This window comes from Pseudomonas sp. GW821-FHT05D12, assembly GCF_059419825.1.
Genome location: NZ_JBWKSN010000014.1, coordinates 136450 through 156308 on the forward strand (window position 1 = coordinate 136450; position 19859 = coordinate 156308).

At 60.2% G+C, this 19859-nt stretch carries 21 protein-coding genes and 1 tRNA gene; 14 read left to right on the top strand and 8 right to left on the bottom strand.

What is annotated here, in order from left to right; genetic code table 11:
* Nucleotides 1-89: 89 nt before the first annotated feature.
* From ybgC to AC07SI_RS24620, 10 genes are all read left to right on the top strand, one after another.
* A complete protein-coding gene (gene ybgC / locus AC07SI_RS24575; protein WP_065908849.1) occupies nucleotides 90-545 on the top strand; it encodes a tol-pal system-associated acyl-CoA thioesterase in 456 nt (151 codons plus the stop codon).
* 1 nt (nucleotide 546) lies between these two features.
* Nucleotides 547-1242, top strand: a complete 696-nt coding sequence (gene tolQ, locus AC07SI_RS24580; RefSeq protein ID WP_015885609.1) for a protein TolQ — start codon at nucleotides 547-549, stop codon at nucleotides 1240-1242.
* 23 nt (nucleotides 1243-1265) lie between these two features.
* The gene (tolR, locus tag AC07SI_RS24585) at nucleotides 1266-1718 is read left to right on the top strand and encodes a protein TolR (protein ID WP_161793227.1); all 453 of its coding nucleotides are present in this window, start codon (nucleotides 1266-1268) and stop codon (nucleotides 1716-1718) included.
* Nucleotides 1718-2791 carry a cell envelope integrity protein TolA gene (gene tolA / locus AC07SI_RS24590; RefSeq protein ID WP_065908851.1) on the top strand — a complete coding sequence of 358 codons (1074 nt, stop codon included), beginning with the start codon at nucleotides 1718-1720 and terminating at the stop codon, nucleotides 2789-2791. The genes tolR and tolA overlap by 1 nt, the downstream gene beginning before the upstream one ends.
* 17 nt (nucleotides 2792-2808) lie before the next feature.
* Nucleotides 2809-4089, top strand: a complete 1281-nt coding sequence (gene tolB, locus AC07SI_RS24595) for a Tol-Pal system beta propeller repeat protein TolB (RefSeq protein WP_065908853.1) — start codon at nucleotides 2809-2811, stop codon at nucleotides 4087-4089.
* Between the two features lie 55 nt (nucleotides 4090-4144).
* Complete coding sequence (pal, locus tag AC07SI_RS24600) at nucleotides 4145-4645, top strand: peptidoglycan-associated lipoprotein Pal (RefSeq protein WP_003209827.1); 501 nt, start codon at nucleotides 4145-4147, stop codon at nucleotides 4643-4645.
* A gap of 6 nt (nucleotides 4646-4651) precedes the next feature.
* Nucleotides 4652-5482 carry a tol-pal system protein YbgF gene (gene ybgF, locus AC07SI_RS24605; protein WP_495006666.1) on the top strand — a complete coding sequence of 277 codons (831 nt, stop codon included), beginning with the start codon at nucleotides 4652-4654 and terminating at the stop codon, nucleotides 5480-5482.
* Nucleotides 5483-5646: 164 nt separating this feature from the next.
* A complete protein-coding gene (queE, locus tag AC07SI_RS24610) occupies nucleotides 5647-6294 on the top strand; it encodes a 7-carboxy-7-deazaguanine synthase QueE (RefSeq protein WP_106802748.1) in 648 nt (215 codons plus the stop codon).
* A 16-nt stretch (nucleotides 6295-6310) separates the two neighbouring features.
* Nucleotides 6311-6985 carry a 7-cyano-7-deazaguanine synthase QueC gene (gene queC / locus AC07SI_RS24615; RefSeq protein ID WP_162946163.1) on the top strand — a complete coding sequence of 225 codons (675 nt, stop codon included), beginning with the start codon at nucleotides 6311-6313 and terminating at the stop codon, nucleotides 6983-6985.
* A 63-nt stretch (nucleotides 6986-7048) separates the two neighbouring features.
* Nucleotides 7049-7124: transfer RNA gene (locus AC07SI_RS24620), tRNA-Lys, on the top strand.
* Nucleotides 7125-7261: 137 nt separating this feature from the next.
* Here AC07SI_RS24620 and AC07SI_RS24625 read toward each other — a convergent pair.
* Nucleotides 7262-7429: a hypothetical protein gene (locus tag AC07SI_RS24625; protein ID WP_495006667.1), complete on the bottom strand. Its 168-nt coding sequence runs from the start codon at nucleotides 7427-7429 to the stop codon at nucleotides 7262-7264.
* Between the two features lie 123 nt (nucleotides 7430-7552).
* On the bottom strand, nucleotides 7553-7726 hold the full coding sequence (locus tag AC07SI_RS24630; protein ID WP_495006668.1) for a hypothetical protein: 174 nt from the start codon (nucleotides 7724-7726) through the stop codon (nucleotides 7553-7555).
* A 75-nt stretch (nucleotides 7727-7801) separates the two neighbouring features.
* On the opposite strand from AC07SI_RS24630, the gene AC07SI_RS24635 reads away from it, so the two are divergent.
* The 4 genes from AC07SI_RS24635 (at nucleotide 7802) to nadA (ending at nucleotide 12489) form a co-directional block, all read left to right on the top strand.
* Nucleotides 7802-8011, top strand: a complete 210-nt coding sequence (locus tag AC07SI_RS24635; protein WP_495006669.1) for a hexameric tyrosine-coordinated heme protein — start codon at nucleotides 7802-7804, stop codon at nucleotides 8009-8011.
* Nucleotides 8012-8222: 211 nt separating this feature from the next.
* The gene (locus AC07SI_RS24640; RefSeq protein WP_120449711.1) at nucleotides 8223-9509 is read left to right on the top strand and encodes an OmpP1/FadL family transporter; all 1287 of its coding nucleotides are present in this window, start codon (nucleotides 8223-8225) and stop codon (nucleotides 9507-9509) included.
* Between the two features lie 128 nt (nucleotides 9510-9637).
* Complete coding sequence (locus AC07SI_RS24645) at nucleotides 9638-11209, top strand: lactate dehydrogenase (protein ID WP_495006670.1); 1572 nt, start codon at nucleotides 9638-9640, stop codon at nucleotides 11207-11209.
* Between the two features lie 221 nt (nucleotides 11210-11430).
* Entirely contained in the window at nucleotides 11431-12489 is a 1059-nt protein-coding gene (nadA, locus tag AC07SI_RS24650; RefSeq protein WP_016973251.1) for a quinolinate synthase NadA, read from the top strand.
* 131 nt (nucleotides 12490-12620) lie between these two features.
* Here nadA and AC07SI_RS24655 read toward each other — a convergent pair whose 3' ends face one another.
* The 6 genes from AC07SI_RS24655 to gcvH all read right to left on the bottom strand — a co-directional run bounded on the left by AC07SI_RS24655 (nucleotide 12621) and on the right by gcvH (nucleotide 19770).
* Nucleotides 12621-13109 (bottom strand): RDD family protein, encoded by a 489-nt coding sequence (locus AC07SI_RS24655; protein WP_495006671.1) that lies wholly within the window; start codon nucleotides 13107-13109, stop codon nucleotides 12621-12623.
* 94 nt (nucleotides 13110-13203) lie between these two features.
* A complete protein-coding gene (locus AC07SI_RS24660) occupies nucleotides 13204-13416 on the bottom strand; it encodes a cold-shock protein (RefSeq protein ID WP_003365337.1) in 213 nt (70 codons plus the stop codon).
* A 389-nt stretch (nucleotides 13417-13805) separates the two neighbouring features.
* Nucleotides 13806-14930 (bottom strand): glycine cleavage system aminomethyltransferase GcvT, encoded by a 1125-nt coding sequence (gene gcvT / locus AC07SI_RS24665; RefSeq protein WP_495006672.1) that lies wholly within the window; start codon nucleotides 14928-14930, stop codon nucleotides 13806-13808.
* A gap of 39 nt (nucleotides 14931-14969) precedes the next feature.
* A complete protein-coding gene (locus AC07SI_RS24670) occupies nucleotides 14970-16346 on the bottom strand; it encodes an L-serine ammonia-lyase (RefSeq protein ID WP_065908886.1) in 1377 nt (458 codons plus the stop codon).
* 189 nt (nucleotides 16347-16535) lie between these two features.
* A complete protein-coding gene (gcvP, locus tag AC07SI_RS24675; RefSeq protein WP_495006673.1) occupies nucleotides 16536-19376 on the bottom strand; it encodes an aminomethyl-transferring glycine dehydrogenase in 2841 nt (946 codons plus the stop codon).
* Nucleotides 19377-19386: 10 nt separating this feature from the next.
* Nucleotides 19387-19770 carry a glycine cleavage system protein GcvH gene (gene gcvH / locus AC07SI_RS24680; RefSeq protein WP_065908891.1) on the bottom strand — a complete coding sequence of 128 codons (384 nt, stop codon included), beginning with the start codon at nucleotides 19768-19770 and terminating at the stop codon, nucleotides 19387-19389.
* Nucleotides 19771-19859 lie beyond the last annotated feature (89 nt).

A 19859-nucleotide genomic window follows, 5' to 3' on the forward strand; every position in this document is an offset into this window, starting at 1 on the left:
GCGTCGTCATTCAGTCACTGGAAATGTTTCGGTGGATGAAAAAACAGTTGCCCAGCCGGATTGGCAACCTGAGGAGTAAGCACTAGAGTATGCGCGCGCAAAACGGGGATCAGTCGTTCGCACATCGCTGTCGCGTTTATTACGAGGACACCGATGCTGGCGGCATCGTGTATTACGTCAATTACCTCAAGTTCATGGAGCGGGCTCGAACCGAGCGGCTACGGGAGCTGGGCTTTGCCCAATCCGAGCTGGCAGGGGAGGACCTGTTGTTCGTCGTGCATTCCAGCGAGGCGCGGTATCACGCGCCGGCGCGGTTGGACGATGAACTGCTGGTCAGCGCTGAAGTAATCGAATTGAACCGTGCCAGCCTGCGTTTCAAGCAACAGGTCAGGCGGGCAACGGATGCAACGCTGCTCTGTGAGGGGCAGTTCCTGGTGGCGTGTGTGCGCACCAACAGTTTGAAACCTCGGGCCATTCCCGAAACTCTACGTGCGGCCTTTGCCGCCGTGAGCGGCGCGGGTAAACAATCAAAGCAGGAGATTTAGCGTGGAACCTACCGTCGTCGACCATTCCTCCATGTGGAGCCTGGTCAGCAATGCCAGTGTTGTGGTTCAACTGGTCATGCTGACCCTGGTAGCCGCATCGGTTACCTCTTGGGTCATGATTTTTCAGCGCAGCAACCTGCTGCGCGCCGGTCGACGTGCCCTGGAGAGCTTCGAAGAGCGCTTCTGGTCGGGTATCGACCTGTCCAAGCTGTACCGCCAGGCCGGCAGCAACCCGGACCCGGATTCGGGCGTGGAGCAGATCTTCCGTGCCGGTTTCAAGGAGTTCTCGCGCCTGCGCCAGCAGCCGGGTGTTGATCCGGAAGCCGTGATGGAAGGCGTGGCCCGTGCCATGCGCGTGGCCATCTCCCGTGAAGAAGAGAAGCTGGAGCAGAGCCTGCCGTTCCTCGCCACCGTTGGTTCGGTCAGCCCGTACATCGGCCTGTTCGGTACCGTGTGGGGGATCATGAACTCCTTCCGCGGCCTGGCCCAGGCCCAGCAAGCGACCCTGGCCACCGTGGCCCCAGGTATTGCCGAAGCCCTGATCGCCACCGCGATCGGCCTGTTCGCCGCTATCCCCGCAGTAATCGCCTACAACCGCTTTGCTGCCACCAGCGAAACGTTGATCGGCCGTTACTACACCTTCGCCGATGAATTCCAGGCGATCCTGCACCGTAAAGTGCACACCAGCGAAGAATAAGCAGGTAATTCCCAATGGCTTTAATCGCTCGAGCTCGCAAAAAGCGCAAGCCGGTCGCCGAGATGAACGTAGTGCCCTACATCGACGTGATGCTGGTGCTGCTGGTCATCTTCATGGTGACCGCGCCGATGCTCAACCAGGGCGTGAAGGTTGATCTGCCCAAGGTTTCCAGTGAAGCCTTGCCGCAAGACAACAACACACAGGTCCTGACCATTTCGATCAAGGCTGACAAGACCTATTACTGGAACCTTGGCAGCGAAGTCGACACTCAGAAACAGCAAGACAAGGCCTTGACCCTGCCGGCGATGACCGATGCGGTGACCAAGATCATTCGCTCCGGCAACGAAGGCGGCAAGCACACCCAGGTGTTCATCCGGGGTGACAAGTCGGTCGACTACGGCTCTGTCATGGGCGCCATGGGCGGGCTGCAGAAGGCCGGCGTCGGTAACGTTGGCTTGATTACCGAGGCGCCCTGATGCAGCAACAGCGAGAGCCGTCCGCCTCGGAAAGCTTCTTCTGGCCTAGCGTCTGGGCAATTGCCCTGCACGTCCTGGTGTTTGGCATGCTGTTCGTCAGCTTTGCCATGACCCCGGATCTGCCGCCAGCCAAGCCGATCGTGCAGGCGACCCTGTATCAGCTGAAATCGAAAAGCCAGGCCACCACCCAGACCAATCAGAAGATTGCGGGTGAGGCCCAGAAGTCGGCTGCGCGCCAGACTGAAGTCGAACAGATGGAACAGAAGAAGGTCGAGCAGGAAGCGGTGAAGGCTGCTGCGGAACAAAAGAAAGAAGAGGCGGCTCAAAAGGCCGAGGAATCGAAAAAGGCTGACGAAGCGAAGAAGGCCGACGAGGCGAAAAAGGCTGATGAAGCCAAGAAAGCCGAGAAAGCTGCCGACGCGAAAAAGGCCGAAGAGAAACAATTGGCTGATATAGCCAAGAAGAAAGCCGAAGACGAAGCGAAGAAAGCTGCCGAAGAAGAGGCCAAGAAAAAGGCCGCTGAAGACGCCAAGAAAAAGATAGTCGAAGACGCGAAGAAGAAAGCCGCCGAAGACGCCAAGAAAAAAGCTGAAGCAGACGAGGCGAAGAAGAAAATCGCCGACGACGCGAAGAAGAAAGCTGCCGCCGATGCCACCAAGAAAAAGGCCCAGGAAGCAGCGCGTAAATCCGCCGAAGAGAAAAAGGCCCAGGCCTTGGCAGATTTGCTCTCCGACACGCCGCAGCGTCAGCAAGCCTTGGCCGATGAGCGTGGCGATGAAGTCGCGGGCAGTTTCGACGACCTGATTCGGGCACGCGCAGCAGAAGGCTGGACCCGTCCACCTTCGGCACGCAAAGGCATGACAGTAGTGCTGCAGATCGGCATGTTGCCGGACGGTACGGTGACTTCGGTCAGCGTGGCCAAGTCCAGTGGTGACGGTTCGTTCGACAGTTCGGCGGTTGCCGCGGTCAAGAACATTGGCCGGTTGACCGAGATGCAGGGAATGAAACCAAGCGACTTCGCTCCCTATCGTTCATTCAAGATGACATTCACACCTGAGGATCTAGCCTTGTGAGAAACCTTCTTCGAGGAATGCTTGTCGTTATTTGCTGTATGGCAGGGATAGCGGCGGCGGATGAAAAGAACATCCTGGTCACCAGCGGTAGCGATCGGGCCACCCCGATCGCAGTCGTACCGTTCGGTTGGCAGGGCGGCAGCGTGCTGCCGGACGACATGGCCCAGATCGTCAGCGATGACCTGCGCAATTCCGGTTACTACGCGCCGATTCCGAAAGGCAACATGATCAGCCAGCCTACCCAGGCCAGCGAAGTCATCTTCCGTGACTGGAAAGCCGTCGGCGCCCAGTACCTGATGGTCGGCAACATCGTTCCGGCGGGTGGTCGCCTGCAGATCCAGTACACGTTGTTCAACGTGGCCACTGAGCAGCAGGTCTTGACCGGCAGCGTTTCGGGGACTGCCGAACAGCTGCGCGACATGGCCCACTACATCTCGGACCAGTCGTTTGAAAAACTCACCGGCATCAAGGGGGCGTTCTCGACGCGCCTGTTGTATGTCACGGCTGAGCGTTTCTCCGTAGACAACACTCGTTACACTTTGCAGCGCTCGGACTATGACGGTGCACGCGCCGTGACCCTGCTGCAATCGCGTGAGCCTATCCTGTCGCCGCGTTTCGCGCCGGATGGCAAGCGTATCGCCTACGTGTCTTTCGAGCAGAAGCGTCCGCGTATCTTCGTCCAGCACATTGATACTGGCCGTCGTGAGCAGATCACCAACTTCGAAGGCCTCAACGGTGCACCGGCCTGGTCGCCGGATGGTTCGCGCCTGGCGTTCGTGCTGTCCAAGGACGGCAACCCGGATATCTACGTGATGAACATGGCTTCGCGCCAGATCACTCGCGCAACCAGCGGCCCGGGTATCAATACCGAACCGTTCTGGGGCAAGGATGGTTCAACCATCTACTTCACCTCTGACCGCGGCGGCAAGCCTCAGGTCTACAAGGCGAACGTGAATGGTGGTGGTGCAGAGCGTGTTACTTTTATCGGTAACTACAACGCCAATCCGAAGCTTTCGGCTGATGAAAAGACGTTGGTGATGATTCACCGTCAGGATGGTTTCACTAATTTCCGGGTTGCGGCCCAGGATTTGCAGCGTGGAACCGTAAAAATCCTCACGGATACCAACCTTGATGAGTCAGCTACTGTTGCGCCCAACGGCACCATGGTAATCTACGCCACCCGCCAGCAGGGCCGGGGAGTCTTGATGCTCGTGTCCATTAATGGACGCGTAAGGCTCCCGCTTCCTACCGCTCAAGGCGAAGTCAGAGAACCGTCCTGGTCCCCTTACCTGAACTGACGCGGCGCTACAAAAAGAAGTACTTAACACACTGGGGTTCATTAGGAGTTTCACGATGGAAATGCTGAAGTTTGGTAAGTTTGCTGCTCTGGCTCTGGCTCTGTCCGTAGCCGTTGGTTGCTCGTCTAAAGGCGGCGACAATGCCGGTGAAGGCGCAGCTGTTGATCCAAACGCTGGTTACGGCGCTAACACTGGTGCAGTTGACGGCTCCCTGAGCGAAGAAGCTGCTCTGCGCGCTATCACCACTTTCTACTTCGAATACGACAGTTCGGACCTGAAGCCAGAAGCCATGCGCGCTCTGGACGTTCACGCGAAGGACCTGAAAGCTAACGGCGCTCGCGTTGTTCTGGAAGGTAACACCGACGAACGTGGTACTCGTGAGTACAACATGGCACTGGGCGAGCGTCGTGCGAAAGCCGTTCAGCGCTACCTGGTACTGCAAGGTGTTGCTCCAGGCCAACTGGAACTGGTTTCCTACGGTAAAGAGCGTCCAGTTGCTACTGGCCACGACGAGCAGTCCTGGGCTCAAAACCGTCGCGTCGAACTGCGTAAGTAATTCGTCATGCGAACGTGCCGTCGTGCTCTAACTGTATTGGCTCTCAGCCTCGCCCCGCTTGCGGTGTGGGCTGCGGTTCCTGTGGAAGATAGCAACTCTGGCTATAACAATAGCGGGAGCAGCTATCCGCCAGCAGGTTATGGCACGAACGGCGCCTATGCGGGGGGAGCGGCTACGTCCGCTCCCTCGGCACAGGGCGAACTGTTCAACCAGCTGCAACGCATGCAGGATCAATTGTCGCAGCAGCAAGGCACGATTGAAGTACTGCAAAATCAAGTGAACCAGCTGAAGCAAGAAGGCCTGGAGCGTTACCAGGATCTTGACCGACGTATAGGAGCCGGCGTTACACCTGCCGCTACTCCTGATAATTCTTCTACCGGTGGCGCGCCAAGCGCTGCTGCCGGTGGTGCAGCAGCAGGGGCTGCGGCTGCCGCCCCTGCCGCCAGCAGCGAACCGGGTGATCCGGCCAAGGAAAAGCTGTATTACGATGCCGCTTTCGACCTGATCAAAGCCAAGGATTTCGATAAGGCCAGCCAGGCCTTTAGCGCATTCCTGCGCAAGTACCCGAACAGCCAGTACGCGGGCAATGCCCAATACTGGTTGGGTGAGGTCAACCTGGCCAAGGGTGATCTGCAGGGCGCCGGCCAGGCATTTGCCAAGGTCAGCCAACTGTACCCCAAGCACGCCAAGGTGCCTGATTCGCTGTACAAACTCGCCGACGTAGAACGCCGCCTGGGTCATACCGACAAGGTCAAAGGCATTCTGCAGCAGGTTGTCGCCCAGTATCCGGGGACTTCCGCTGCCCAGTTGGCGCAACGGGATTTGCAACGCTTGTAAGCGATGCTGTCCGTTTAGAAGAAACCCGCGCCTGTCGCGGGTTTTTTCGTTAGAATCCACGCCCTTTTATGAAACACGCTTTTTGGGGTCTACGCGTTGGCGGGGTCCCTTGAAGTGCCTGACGGAGGCGGACAGCCTGTTTAGCTGTTACGCCCGTGGCGACTATGCAAGACACATTACGTATCACCGAAGTTTTTTACTCGTTGCAGGGTGAAACGCGCACCGCTGGCCTGCCCACAGTCTTTGTGCGGCTGACCGGTTGCCCGTTGCGTTGCCAATACTGTGACAGCGCCTACGCCTTCAGTGGCGGTACGGTGCGCACCCTCGAAGACATCCTTGAGCAGGTTGCCGGTTACCGGCCGCGCTACGTCTGCGTGACGGGCGGCGAACCGCTGGCGCAACCCAATGCCATCCCGTTGCTCAAACAGCTGTGTGATGCCGGTTACGAGGTGTCCCTGGAAACCAGTGGCGCCTTGGATATCTCAGCGGTGGACCCGCGCGTGAGCCGCGTGGTCGACCTGAAGACCCCAGGCTCCAAGGAAGCGCACCGCAACCGCTATGAGAACATCGACCTGCTGACGGCCAACGACCAGGTCAAGTTCGTCATCTGCTCCCGTGAAGATTACGACTGGGCGAACTCCAAGCTGATCCAGTATGGCCTGGACCGTCGCGCGGGCGAGGTGCTGTTCTCCCCCAGCCACCATGACTTGAATGCGCGTGACCTCGCCGATTGGGTGGTTGCGGACAATCTACCGGTGCGCCTGCAATTGCAGTTGCATAAATACCTTTGGAACGACGAGCCAGGACGCTGATATGACTGAACACACCATGGATCAAAAACGCGCGGTAATCCTGCTTTCCGGCGGCCTCGACTCCGCCACGGTGGTGGCAATGGCGCAGGCTGAAGGTTACACCTGCTACACCATGAGCTTTGACTACGGCCAGCGCCATCGCGCCGAGTTGAACGCCGCTGCGCGTGTCGCGCGGGACATGGGGGTTGCCGAGCACAAGGTGATCGGCCTGAACCTCAATGGCATCGGCGGCTCGGCCTTGACCGACAGCAGCATCGATGTGCCAGAAGCACCGAGCGAAGGCATTCCGGTGACTTATGTGCCGGCACGCAACACCGTGTTCCTGTCCCTGGCCCTGGGTTGGGCTGAAGTGCTGAACGCCCGCGACATCTTTATCGGCGTCAACGCCGTGGATTATTCCGGTTACCCGGACTGTCGCCCAGAGTTCGTCGAGTCGTTTGAGCGCATGGCCAACCTGGCGACCAAAGCCGGGGTAGAAGGGCAGGGATTCCGTATCCTGGCGCCGCTGCAAAACCTCAGCAAGGCCGATATTGTGAAGGCTGGTGTAGGACTTGGCGTCGATTATTCGCTGACTGTTTCCTGCTATCAGGCAGACGATGACGGCCGTGCTTGTGGGAAATGTGACAGCTGCCGACTGCGCGCAGAAGGCTTCCAAGCGGCCGGAATTGCGGACCCAACGCGTTATTTCTGATTTATTTCAAATAAGGTGTTGAATAATCCTTAGAAATCAGTATTATACGCGCCACCACACAGCGGGTCGTTAGCTCAGTTGGTAGAGCAGTTGGCTTTTAACCAATTGGTCGTAGGTTCGAATCCCACACGACCCACCATTTTTGGCGGTTTAGAAAATCCGGAAGGCCCACGCAAGTGAGGATTTCCGGGTTTTTTTTTGCCCGCAAGAAACCCATTCTCTCGTAGCCCACCTTATCAGCAGCCCTCGCCTGGCTATCAGGCGAGGGCCAGCGCCTCAGAAGTTGTACTTCAGGCTGGTCATGACATTACTCGGCGCGCCATACATCCCTACCTCATAGCTCTTGCCCTCCAGCGGCGAAAGGACCTTGCGGTTGGTGTAGCGCACGTAGGAGGCATGCAGATTGAAGATCTTGGTGTAGCCGGCACCCAGCGGCTGCCGCAAGCGCACTCCGTCGTCGGGTTCAGTGCCCGAACGGACTAATGGGAATTTTTCTCGATATTGACCTTGGCGGCGCGCCTTCGCAACCGCCAGGTACAAAGGCTCGCAGGCTCCGCGACTTCAGGGTCACGCTGTGGGTATCTGCTCGATAAAGTACTGGCAGATCAGCCGATCTTCGCGCAAGCACTGTTCTGTGGCCGGACGGCCTGTCGCCTCGGAAAAGAAGCCCGCCATCGCCCGGCACACGCACTGCTCCTCGCGCACCACGCTGCCCACCGGGCACGTGAAGTTGCGCACCATGAACCCACCGTCCTCGGCCGTGGCGTGGCGAAAGCTGATCCACGGTCCATGCAACCTATAAAAAGGCACACCCTGATGAGTTTGATACCGAACAATTCCCTGATCACCGCGACGCCTGAAGAAGGGCGCGAACCGGCCATCAAGGCCACGCAGCCCGACGAGGCGGTACGTGGCCGCTTGCGCGATGTGTACGCCAATGACGCGGCCATGCTGATCAGCATTGGCCAGGTGGTAGCCACCGAATTTGCGACGATTGCGGCGGCGAACAAATACTGGAATCCATAAGATTGCCGGGCAGCCAATGGCCCGCGTTGGCTGCCCGGAACCGGCGGGTCAGATTCGGGTCATGAGGTCGGAAATAGACGCGAAAAATCGACCAAAGTCTTTGAAATACCTAGGATTGTCTGACAATCCAGCAGATGAAAAACTCTTCATAAACCGCTCGCTCGAACGTTGGTAGCTTCCTCGTCGCTGCCCCATAATTCGAGTCCTAATAATGAATAACAAAACTCTTAAAGGCGCCTTGGCGCTCGCCGTTTCACTTGCCTCCACCCCGCTGTTCGCCGGTGGTTTCGCGCTCAACGAACAAAGCATCAGTTCAATGGGCACGGGCTACGCCGGTCGTTCCTCCTCTGCCGACGATGCCAGTACGGTGTTCGGCAACCCGGCCGGCATGTCCCGCCTCAAGCAGAATGAAGTGAGCATCGGGGCGACCTACCTCGATGCCAAGACGAACATCAAGGATGCCAGCTCGACCCAAGGTGGTGCCGACAACCCGGGTACCAACAAAGGCGATATGGTCCCTGGGATTGCTGTGCCGATGGGCTACCTGGTCACGCCGATCGATGAACACTGGGCATTCGGTCTCGGGATCTACGCGCCGTTTGGCCTGGTGACCGATTACGAACACAGCTTCCAGGGCAACGCCTTCGGCAACAAGAGCAAGGTCCAGGTCATCACCGTACAGCCGACGGTCAGCTACGCATTCAATGACAAGGTCTCGGTGGGTTTCGGGCCGACCTTCAACAAAATCAACGGCGAACTCGACTCCAAAGTGCCAGCGTTTGGCCTGGGCACCGAGGCGGTCAAGATCAAGGGTGACGACACTGCGACAGGTTTCAACGCCGGTATCCTGGTGCAGGCGCTGGACTCTACCCGCGTCGGCGTGACCTACCACTCGCAAGTCGTCTACCACCTGAGTGGCCATACCAATGCCTCGGGCGTGCTCTCTGATCTGTTGGACGGCGGTTCGCAGCGTTATGACGCCAAGCTCAACGTCACCACACCGTCGTCCGTGGATTTCTCGGTCACTCACCAACTGACGGATGACTGGACCCTGTACGTGGGCAGCACCTACACCCGCTGGAGCCAGTTGAAGAAAATCACCGTCAACAATACCGGTGTATCGGACATCACCAGTGAGCTCGCCGGCCTGGACTCCATCACCGAACAGCAGCATTGGCACGACACCTGGTCCCATGCGATCGGCGCGGCGTATCGCGTCAACAAGCAACTGGTATTGCGCACCGGGTTCTCGGTTGACCAGACCCCGACCAACAACACCGACCGCTCCGTGCGCATTCCTACAGGGGACCGCACGGTTTTCAGCCTGGGGGCCGGTTGGACGCCAGTCGACAACCTGACTTTCGATGTGGCGTATTCCTACCTGAAGGAAGAGCCGATCAAGGTTCGTCAGACCCAACCTGCACTGGGCCTGACCTACGACGCCAAGTATGAAAACAGCGCCAATGGGTTCGGCGGTTCAGTGACTTACCGCTTTTAATCCGCGCCAGACAGCAAAGAGCCAGATTAACGTCGTGGCTCTTTGCTACTAATTTCCCCGCTGTCCCTGTCAATCATCCTGCGTCTTTGCTTAAATCAGAGGGTAAACATTCGAAGACAGGGATCGTCATGAGTACGCTGTTACCTATCAGTTCCGCCAATTCGCTGCCTATTCGGCCAGTGGAACCGTCACCCGTCACGCCGCCGCAGAGCAGCGTTATCAGCACACGGCCTTCGTCGGTGGTCAGCTTGGGCAACGTCGTGTCCGACACCCTTGCCGATACCTATTCCCGCCGCGGGCAATTGCCGGGCCAGGACATTGTGCGTGCCTGGGAAAGTGACAGCCAGGACACACTCAGCCGCGCGATCAATACCAACTTCAATTCGCCGTCCACTGCCAACCGTTTCAATGGCCTGGGCGCCAGCCTGGTTGAGCAGTTCGCCAAGAATGGCGCGGGCATTTCTCAGTCCGTACTCTACGCGAGCGCCGATCGAGCGGACAGCGCCGGCGAGATCAAGACGGATCAAACTTTGCTGCACAGCAAAGCCGACAACCTGGTCAGCCTCAGTATCAAGACGGCCAGCGGCAAGACCGTAACCTTCAGCCTGTCCAGCCAGAAAGATGGCCTGGGTGTGCAGGCCAACGTCGAAGGCGGTGCTCTGAGCGCCGAAGAACTCAAGGCGGTCGGCCAACTGGGCAGTGCCTTCCAGGCTGCGGTGGATGGGCTCACCGCTGTTCCGCCGAAACTCGACCTGGGCAACCTGACCCAATTTGACAGCAAAGTATTGGCGTCGGTGGACCTCAACACCACGCTCAAGACGCTGAACGGGCCTGACCTGAAACTGGCCTTTCACGCCGACAGCCAGAGCCGTACCACGCGCATGAGCAGCCTGAGCGGCGAGCTCAACCTGAGCGTCGACCTGAAAAACGCCTCGATCCTTGGCAATGCGCAGCAACAGGCCAAGGCGCTGGAAAGCTACCTGGCCCAGTTTGACCGTGCCCAGGAACGTGGCAGCGCCAAGGCCGAGCTGATGACCCAGTTCAAGGACGCCTTCAGCGCCCTGAACAGCAACTATCCACAGGGCGCGAGCCTCCCCGAGGCGCTGACCCGCAACCCGACGGACCAGGGCTTGTTGACGGGCCTGGCCGACTTCAAGGCGTCGATCAAGCAGGCGGTCGATTCATCTAACCCGATGCGCCCCTCTGAAGTCGACAGTTTCGCCTATGACGTGTCGCAGAAGACCCGCGTCGGCGGCAAAAGCGCGCTGGATCGCAGCGTGAGCCAGGACCAGCAATCGAGTCTTTCCGCCAGTTTCCACAAGGGGCTCAAGGGTGGGAAGGCGCCTGAGCTGAGCGGCGATCCAAACTCGCAGAATTATCTCTATATACAGGTGGAGGATAAGGCCAGCAGCTCTGCCAACATCGCCTACAAGGATGGCCTGCTGACCAACGCCTCGGTCTCGCAAACGGCCAGCCAGAACACCCGCACGCAGCAATACGTGATGGGCAAGCTCGTGGATGAGACCAACGTGCCGAAGGAAGCCGCTGTCCAGCGTGACTACCTGGTGCTGCTGGAGTACGCGGCCAAGGAAAGCAAAAAATCCAAGGACGCCCTGGAAGAGTCCACGTTAAAGGACGCCCTGGCCAACATGCAGGCCTCGGTTCTGCTGCAGAACGATCCTTCCGCCCTCGTTCGCTGATCCTTGTGCACGAGTCGGCTTGCCGGCTCGTGTGCTGGAGGTGAATCGCGTCGTCATTCCCGCCCCAGATTAGGCTTTTGAATCCATTCGATATTCTGTAGCCTTGCGCAGCTTCACCCGTGCTTGATGAACACAATCACTTCGTCCGGCGGCGCCCGTAGGGTTCCAGAGCCGGTGGTACACTCGACTTTCGCGCAACTGCGCCTGCAGGTCTTGCGAACATGACGCAAATTTCCGAACGCCTACTGGTTCAAGCCCACCTCGACGCCAAGCAGCCTAAAGCCCTCAGCGCCGATGAAGAGGCGAGCCTGCGTGCCGCCATCGCCGCCGAGCTCAAGGCTCAGGACGCGGTGCTGGTTGCCCACTTCTACTGCGACCCGGTGATTCAGGCCCTGGCCGAAGAAACCGGTGGCTGTGTCTCCGATTCCCTGGAAATGGCGCGCTTCGGCGCCGCTCACCCGGCCAAGACCGTATTGGTCGCCGGCGTGCGTTTCATGGGCGAGACCGCGAAAATCCTCACGCCGGAAAAACGCATCCTGATGCCGACCCTGGAAGCCACGTGCTCCCTGGACCTCGGTTGCCCGGTGGATGAGTTTTCGGCGTTCTGCGACCAGCACCCCGAGCGGACCGTGGTGGTGTATGCCAACACCTCGGCGGCGGTCAAGGCGCGTGCCGATTGGGTGGTGACGTCCAGCTGCGCGCTGGAAATCGTCGAGAGCCTGATGGACAACGGCGAAACCATTATCTGGGGCCCGGACAAACACCTGGGCACCTATATCCAGCGCCAGACCGGGGCCGACATGTTGCTGTGGGACGGTGCCTGCATCGTCCACGAAGAGTTCAAGTCCAAGCAATTGGAAGACATGAAGGCGTTGTACCCGGACGCAGCGATCCTGGTGCACCCGGAGTCGCCGACGTCGGTGATTGAACTGGCTGATGCCGTGGGGTCCACCAGCCAGTTGATCGCGGCGGCCCAGCGTTTGCCGAACAAGACGTTTATCGTGGCGACCGATCGCGGCATCTTCTACAAGATGCAGCAGCTGTGCCCGGACAAGGTCTTTGTCGAAGCGCCAACCGCCGGTAATGGCGCGGCGTGCCGCAGCTGCGCGCACTGCCCATGGATGGCGATGAACACGCTGGAGCGCACCCTGCAATGCCTGCGTGAGGGCAGTAACGAGATCTTCGTCGAGCCTTCGGTGATCCCCCACGCCGTGCGCCCGCTCAAGCGCATGCTGGACTTCACCCAGGCCGCGCGCCTGAAACTGGCCGGCAACGCCTGATCTTGAGCTGGCACGGTTAAAAATGTGGGAGCTGGCTTGCCTGCGATGGCATCACCTCGGTCTGCTGGATAAACCGAGGCGCTTGCATCGCAGGCAAGCCAGCGCCCACATTTGATTTTCGTCGTTGCGGATTACTTCTTTTTCTTCGGAATCTGCACCAGTTGGGTGTCGGAATAGATGTCATGCCAGCTGCGCTTGCGCTTGTCGAACAGCGACCAGATAAACCCCAGCCCCACGCACAACCACGACGCAATCGACACCACAAAGCGCAGCAGCGCCTGCCACAGGCTGATGCGTGAGCCGTCGGCGTTCTGCACGCGCACACCCCACACCTGCATGCCCAGCGTCTGCCCCGAATGGGTCCAGAACTTGGCAAAAAAACCGAACAGCACAAAAAACAGAATCGTCGACAGCAACGGATCCCCGTCCAGCGCGCCGGACTCGGTGAGGGTGCGCATCTTGGCTTCGCCGATAAACGCCATCCACACCAGCTTGTAGATGAACGCCGTGACGATCAGCAGCGCCGAGCACAACAGGAAGTCATAGAACATCGCTGCCAGACGACGGCCCAGGCCAACGGCGGGGAATTCGCCTTGGGGGCTCAGCAAGGGTTTGGACATGGCAGGCTCTCTTGGGAAAAAAGCCATTTTACGAGCAAACGCACATAAAAAAGCCCCTGATGTCACCATCAGGGGCTTTTTGTCGCAGCAGGGATCAGCCTTCTGCTTGTACTTCGTCAGCCTGCATGCCTTTCTGGCCTTGCACGGCAACGAAGGTCACTTTCTGGCCTTCTTTCAGGCTCTTGAAGCCGTTGCCCTGAATAGCGCGGAAATGCACGAACAGATCCGGACCGCTTTCTGGAGTGATAAAACCAAACCCTTTCTCGTCGTTAAACCACTTGACGGTACCGCTCTGACGTTCAGCCATTTTCTTATTTCCTTGACGCTAAAAATTAATGACAGCCCCTTTCACATGAAAGAGTACTGGGCTGGGTTGCAGGAAAGTAAGAGACGTCGAACGGGTTGTAGCAAACTTTGGCTACTGCCCAGGTCCAGGTTCCAAGCGACCCATGCAAACACAGTGAACAAACTCTACGCCAACTACTGGAGAAAAAACAAGCCCCGGGCAAGCCCTTGGTTTTGCTTGGCTGTATGACACTTCGGTCAACATTTGGGATCTGACTTATTCGATAGAGTTGTTCACTTGTTATAGCCCGGTGCTGATAACAATGACTATCGTCAATGCACTGTTTTATGGCGGTTGCGTTACAGTTTAGTGCACGTTAACGCAACCGCGTTACTTATAGGAACAGTCAATCAGCCACGATAGTAACGCTGTGGCACAAATGGCATTTTGCTTACACGAAGTGGCACTTTTTTCCCACGCACCAGCGCGAATACTTGGGTGTCGAGTGCGACGAATGCACTGTCCAGGTAACCCATGGCCAGCGGGCCGCCCAGTGTCGGGCCAAAGCCACCGCTGCACACACTGCCAACCACGGTGCCGTGTTCGTCGACGATCTCGGCGCCTTCACGCACCGGTGTGCGCTCTTGTGGCAGCAGGCCAACGCGTTTGCGCGTCACTCCAGCCTGCTGCTGGCTGAAGATGCGGTCGGCGCCGGGGAAACCACCGGCACGCGGGCCGTCGGCACGGCGGGCCTTGGAGATTGCCCACAGCAGGCTGGCTTCGATCGGCGTGGTCTCGGTGTTCATGTCGTGGCCGTAGAGGCACAGGCCGGCTTCCAGGCGCAGTGAGTCACGGGCGCCCAGGCCGATCGGCTGCACTTCGGTCTCGGCCAGCAGGCTGCGGGCCAAGCTTTCGGCGCTGGCGGCGGGCACGGAAATCTCGAAGCCGTCTTCACCGGTGTAGCCGGAGCGGCTGACGTAGCAGTCCACGCCCAACAAACGCAGGGAGGCGAACTGCATGAAGGTCATCCCGGTGACTTCCGGTGCCAGGCGCGCGAGCACCTTGACCGCCGCCGGGCCTTGCAGGGCGAGCAGGGCGCGCGCCTCGAACAGTGGCTCGATGCTGCACTGGTCGCCGATGTGCTGGCGCAGGTGGGCCAGGTCCTGGTCCTTGCAGGCGGCGTTGACCACCAGGAACAGCTCGTCGTTACCCAGGTTGGCCACCATCAGGTCGTCGAGGATGCCGCCCTGCGCGTTGGTGAACATCGCGTAGCGCTGCATGCCCACCGGCAGGTCGATGATGTCGACTGGCACCAGGGTCTCCAGGGCCTTGGCGGCATTGGCGCCAGTGAGGCGGATCTGGCCCATGTGCGACACGTCGAACAGCCCGGCCTGGTCACGGGTGTGCAGGTGTTCCTTCATCACGCCGAGCGGGTATTGCACCGGCATGTCGTAGCCGGCGAACGGCACCATGCGGGCGCCCAGTTCGAGGTGCAGGGCATGCAACGGGGTTTTCAACAGGGTTTCGGTGGACATATTCAGCTCCTGAAAAACGTGCTGGCGCGCTTGTCGGCGTCAGCACTCGATAATGTTGACCGCCAAACCGCCACGGGCGGTTTCCTTGTATTTGCTTTTCATGTCGGCGCCGGTCTGGCGCATGGTGCGGATGACTTTGTCGAGGGAGACGAAGTGTTGCCCGTCACCGCGCAAGGCCATGCGCACCGCATTGATGGCCTTGACCGAGCCCATGGCGTTGCGCTCGATGCAGGGCACCTGCACCAGCCCGCCGATAGGGTCACAGGTCAGGCCGAGGTTGTGTTCCATGCCGATCTCGGCGGCGTTTTCGACTTGCGAGACGCTGCCGCCCAGCACTTCGCACAGCGCGCCGGCGGCCATCGAGCAGGCCACGCCGACTTCACCCTGGCAGCCGACTTCGGCGCCGGAGATCGAGGCGTTTTCCTTGTACAAAATGCCGATGGCGGCGGCGGTGAGCAGAAAGCGCACCACGCCATCCTCGTTCGCGCCGGGGATAAAGCGCATGTAGTAATGCAGCACCGCCGGCACGATCCCGGCCGCACCGTTGGTGGGCGCGGTGACCACACGCCCGCCGTTGGCGTTTTCTTCGTTGACTGCCAGGGCGTACAGGTTGACCCAGTCCAGCACCGACAACGGGTCGCGCAGCGCCGATTCAGGATGCTTGCACAGTTGCCGATGCAGGGCGGCGGCGCGGCGCTTGACCTTCAAGCCGCCGGGCAGAATCCCCTCGTTGCGACAACCGGCAGCCACGCAGTCCTGCATCACTTGCCAGATCTTCAGCAAGCCGGCGCGGGTTTCCGCTTCCGGGCGCCAGGCGCTTTCATTGGTCAGCATCACCTGGCTGATGGACAGCCCGTAGGTGGTGCAATGGCCGAGCAAATCCTTGGCGTGCTTGAACGGGAAGGTCAGGGGCGTGGCGTCTTCGACGATCCGGTCGGCGCCGGCGGCGTCTTCATCCACGACAAAACCGCCGCCGACCGAATAGTACTCGCGGCTGCGAATCTGGATACCGGCCGCATCAAAGGCACGAAAGATCATGCCGTTGGGGTGGTAGGCCAGGGGTTTGCGAATCATCGCCAGGTGTTCTTTCTCGTTGAACGCGATGCTGTGTTCACCGAGCAGGTTCAAGCGACCGTCGCTGCGCATCTGCGCCAGGCGCGCGGCCACGGTTTCGGTATTCACGGTGTCCGGGTGTTCGCCTTCCAGGCCCAGCAACACGGCCTTGTCGCTGCCGTGGCCTTTGCCGGTGGCGCCGAGAGAGCCATAGAGTTCCACCTTGATGCCGGTGGTGGCGCCCAGCAGGTCGTCACGGCGCAGCCCTTCGACGAAACGGGCGGCGGCGCGCATCGGGCCGACGGTGTGGGAACTGGAGGGGCCGATGCCAATCTTGAACAGGTCGAACACGCTAAGGGACATGGTTGTTCTCCGGTTTCTTATTATTGATCGGATGTACGCGGCCCAATGTGGGAGCCAGGCTTGGGTGGGAGCTGGCTTGCCTGCGATAGCATCACCTTGGCCTACTGGGTAGACCGAGGTGCTTGCATCGCAGGCAAGCCAGCTCCCACAAAAGCCAGCTCCCACAAAGACCGCGTTGTAACCGTCGGGTTACGCGTAGCTCTCGATCGACGGGCAAGCGCACACCAGGTTGCGATCGCCAAACACGTTGTCGACGCGGCCAACCGGCGGCCAGTACTTGCCTTCGATCAGCGAAGCAACCGGGTACACCGCTTGTTCACGGCTGTATGGGTGGCTCCATTCGCCGACCAGTTCCGCTGCGGTGTGCGGGGCGTTTTTCAGCGGGTTGTCGTCCTTGTCCAGGGTGCCGTTTTCCACCGCGCGAATTTCTTCACGGATGGCGATCATCGCGTTGCAGAAGCGATCCAGTTCTTCCTTGGATTCGCTCTCGGTCGGCTCGATCATCAGCGTGCCGGCCACCGGGAACGACATGGTCGGTGCGTGGAAGCCGAAGTCGATCAGGCGCTTGGCCACGTCATCCACGCTGATGCCGCTGCTGTCCTTCAGTGGGCGCAGGTCGAGGATGCACTCGTGGGCCACCAGGCCATTGCTGCCGGTGTAGAGCACTGGGTAGTGCTCTTCGAGGCGACGGGAAATGTAGTTGGCATTCAGGATCGCCAGCTGCGAAGCACGCTTGAGGCCCGCGCCGCCCATCATGCTGATGTACATCCAGGTGATCGGCAAAATGCTCGCGCTGCCGAACGGCGCCGCGCACACCGCGCCTTCCTTGCGTTCCATGGCCGCATGGCCAGGCAGGAATGGCGTGAGGTGCGACTTGACGCCAATCGGGCCGACGCCCGGGCCGCCACCGCCGTGTGGAATGCAGAAGGTCTTGTGCAGGTTCAGGTGGGACACGTCGCCACCGAACTTGCCCGGTGCGCACAGGCCGACCATTGCGTTCATGTTGGCGCCGTCGATGTACACCTGGCCGCCGTTGTCGTGAATGATCGCGCAGATTTCGCGGATGCCTTCTTCGAACACGCCGTGGGTTGACGGGTAGGTGATCATCAGCGCGGCGAGGTGCTCGCGGTGCTCGATGGCCTTGGCGCGCAGGTCTTCGATGTCGACGTTGCCACGTGCATCGCACGCGGTGACCACGACGCGCATGCCGGCCATGTTGGCGGTAGCCGGGTTGGTGCCGTGGGCCGACGACGGGATCAGGCAGATGTCGCGACGTGCTTCGCCACGGCTCTGGTGATACGCACGAATCGCCAGCAGGCCGGCGTATTCGCCCTGGGAACCGGCGTTCGGTTGCAGCGAGATTGCGTCATAACCGGTGGCCGCGCAGAGCATGGCTTCCAGCTCGGACGTCAGCTGCAGGTAGCCGGCGCTTTGCGAGGCTGGGGCGAAGGGGTGCAGGGCACCGAACTCGGCCCAGGTCACCGGGATCATTTCGCTGGCGGCGTTGAGCTTCATGGTGCACGAGCCCAGCGGGATCATGGTGCGGTCCAGGGCCAGGTCCTTGTCGGCCAGCTTGCGCAGGTAGCGCATCAGCTCGGTTTCCGAGTGATAACGGTTGAACACCGGGTGGCTGAGGATCGGCGACTGGCGCAGTTGCGCGGCAGGCAGGCGGCTTTCCACCTTGGCGGCGAAGTCCGGCAGGGCCTTGCCATCGGCGAAGATCGACCACAGGGTCTCGATATCGGCCTGGGTGGTGGTTTCGTCGACCGACAGGCCGACACGCTCGGTATCCACCACACGCAGGTTGATGCGCTGGGCGCGCGCCTTGTCGTGCAGGGCCGCGGTTTGGGCGCCGGTGTTGAGGGTCAGGGTGTCGAAGAAGTGTTCCTGCTCGACTTTCAGGCCCAGGGCGGTCAGGCCGCTGGCCAGGATCGCGGTGAGCTGGTGCACGCGCTGGGCAATCTGCGTCAGGCCTTTGGGGCCGTGGTACACGGCGTACATGCTGGCGATGTTGGCCAGCAGCACCTGGGCAGTACAGATGTTGCTCGTGGCCTTCTCGCGGCGGATATGTTGCTCGCGGGTCTGCATGGCCAGGCGCAGCGCCGGCTTGCCGAAACGGTCGACGGAGACACCGACCAGCCGGCCCGGCATGTCGCGCTTGAACGCATCCTTGGTGGAGAAGTACGCCGCGTGCGGGCCGCCGAAGCCCAGCGGCACGCCGAAGCGTTGTGCGCTGCCGATGGCCACGTCGGCACCGAACTCACCCGGCGGGGTCAGCAGGGTCAGGGCCAGCAGGTCGGCGGCCACCGCCACCAGGGCGTTGGCGGCGTGGAAGCGTTCGGTCAGCTCGCCGTAGTCGAACACGTCACCGTTGCTGGCCGGGTATTGCAGCAGGGCGCCAAAGAATGCACTGACGTCGGTCAGTTCGCGCTCATCGCCGACCACCACGTCGATGCCCAGGGGCTCGGCACGGGTGCGCAGTACGTCGAGGGTCTGCGGGTGGCTGTGGATCGAGGCGAAGAAGGCATTGCTGCCCTTGTTCTTGCTCAGGCGCTTGCAGAAGGTCATGGCTTCGGCGGCAGCGGTGGCTTCGTCGAGCAACGACGCGTTGGCGATCGGCAGGCCGGTGAGGTCGCTGATCAGGGTCTGGAAATTCAGCAGCGCTTCCAGGCGGCCTTGGGAAATCTCCGGCTGGTACGGGGTGTAGGCGGTGTACCAGGCCGGGTTTTCCAGCAGGTTGCGCAGGATCGGCGACGGCGTGTGGCAGTTGTAGTAGCCCTGGCCGATGTAGGTCTTGAACAGTTGGTTCTGGCCGGCGATGGTCTTGATCTTGGCCAGGGCCTCGGCTTCGCTGAGGCCGTCTTCCAGGCCGAGCACGCTAGTGCCCTTGATGCTTTCCGGGATCACGCTGGCGCTCAGGGCTTCCAGGGAGTCAAAGCCCAGGCTCGCCAGCATGAGCTGCTCGTCCTCCTGGCGCGGGCCGATGTGGCGGGCGATGAATTCGTTGGCGGTGCTCAAATTAACAGTCATGGCGCGCTCCTCAGGCTTGGGCGTTGGCTTTGATCAGACGGTCGTACGCGTCCTGATCCAACAGTTTAGCGACCGCCTCGGCATCGGCCGGTTTAAAGCGGAAGAACCAGCCTTCGCCCATCGGGTCTTCGTTGACCAATTCCGGGCTGGCGTCGAGCTTGTCGTTCACTTCGAGGACTTCACCGTCCAACGGCATGTACACGCCGCTGGCGGCCTTGACCGATTCAACAGTGGACGCTTCAGCGCCCTTGTCGTAGGACTGCAGCTCCGGCAGTTGCACGAAAACCACATCACCCAGCGCGTTCTGCGCGAAAGCGGTGATACCCACGGTGACGCTGCCATCGGCTTCGGCGCGCAGCCATTCGTGATCTTCAGTGAAACGCAACTCGCTCATGGAAACTCCTCGGGGCCAGATTCGTCTGGTGGACGGGATTGGAATAATGGGGAGTTGCTTAGCAATATCGCGGCCAACGTCATTAAGTC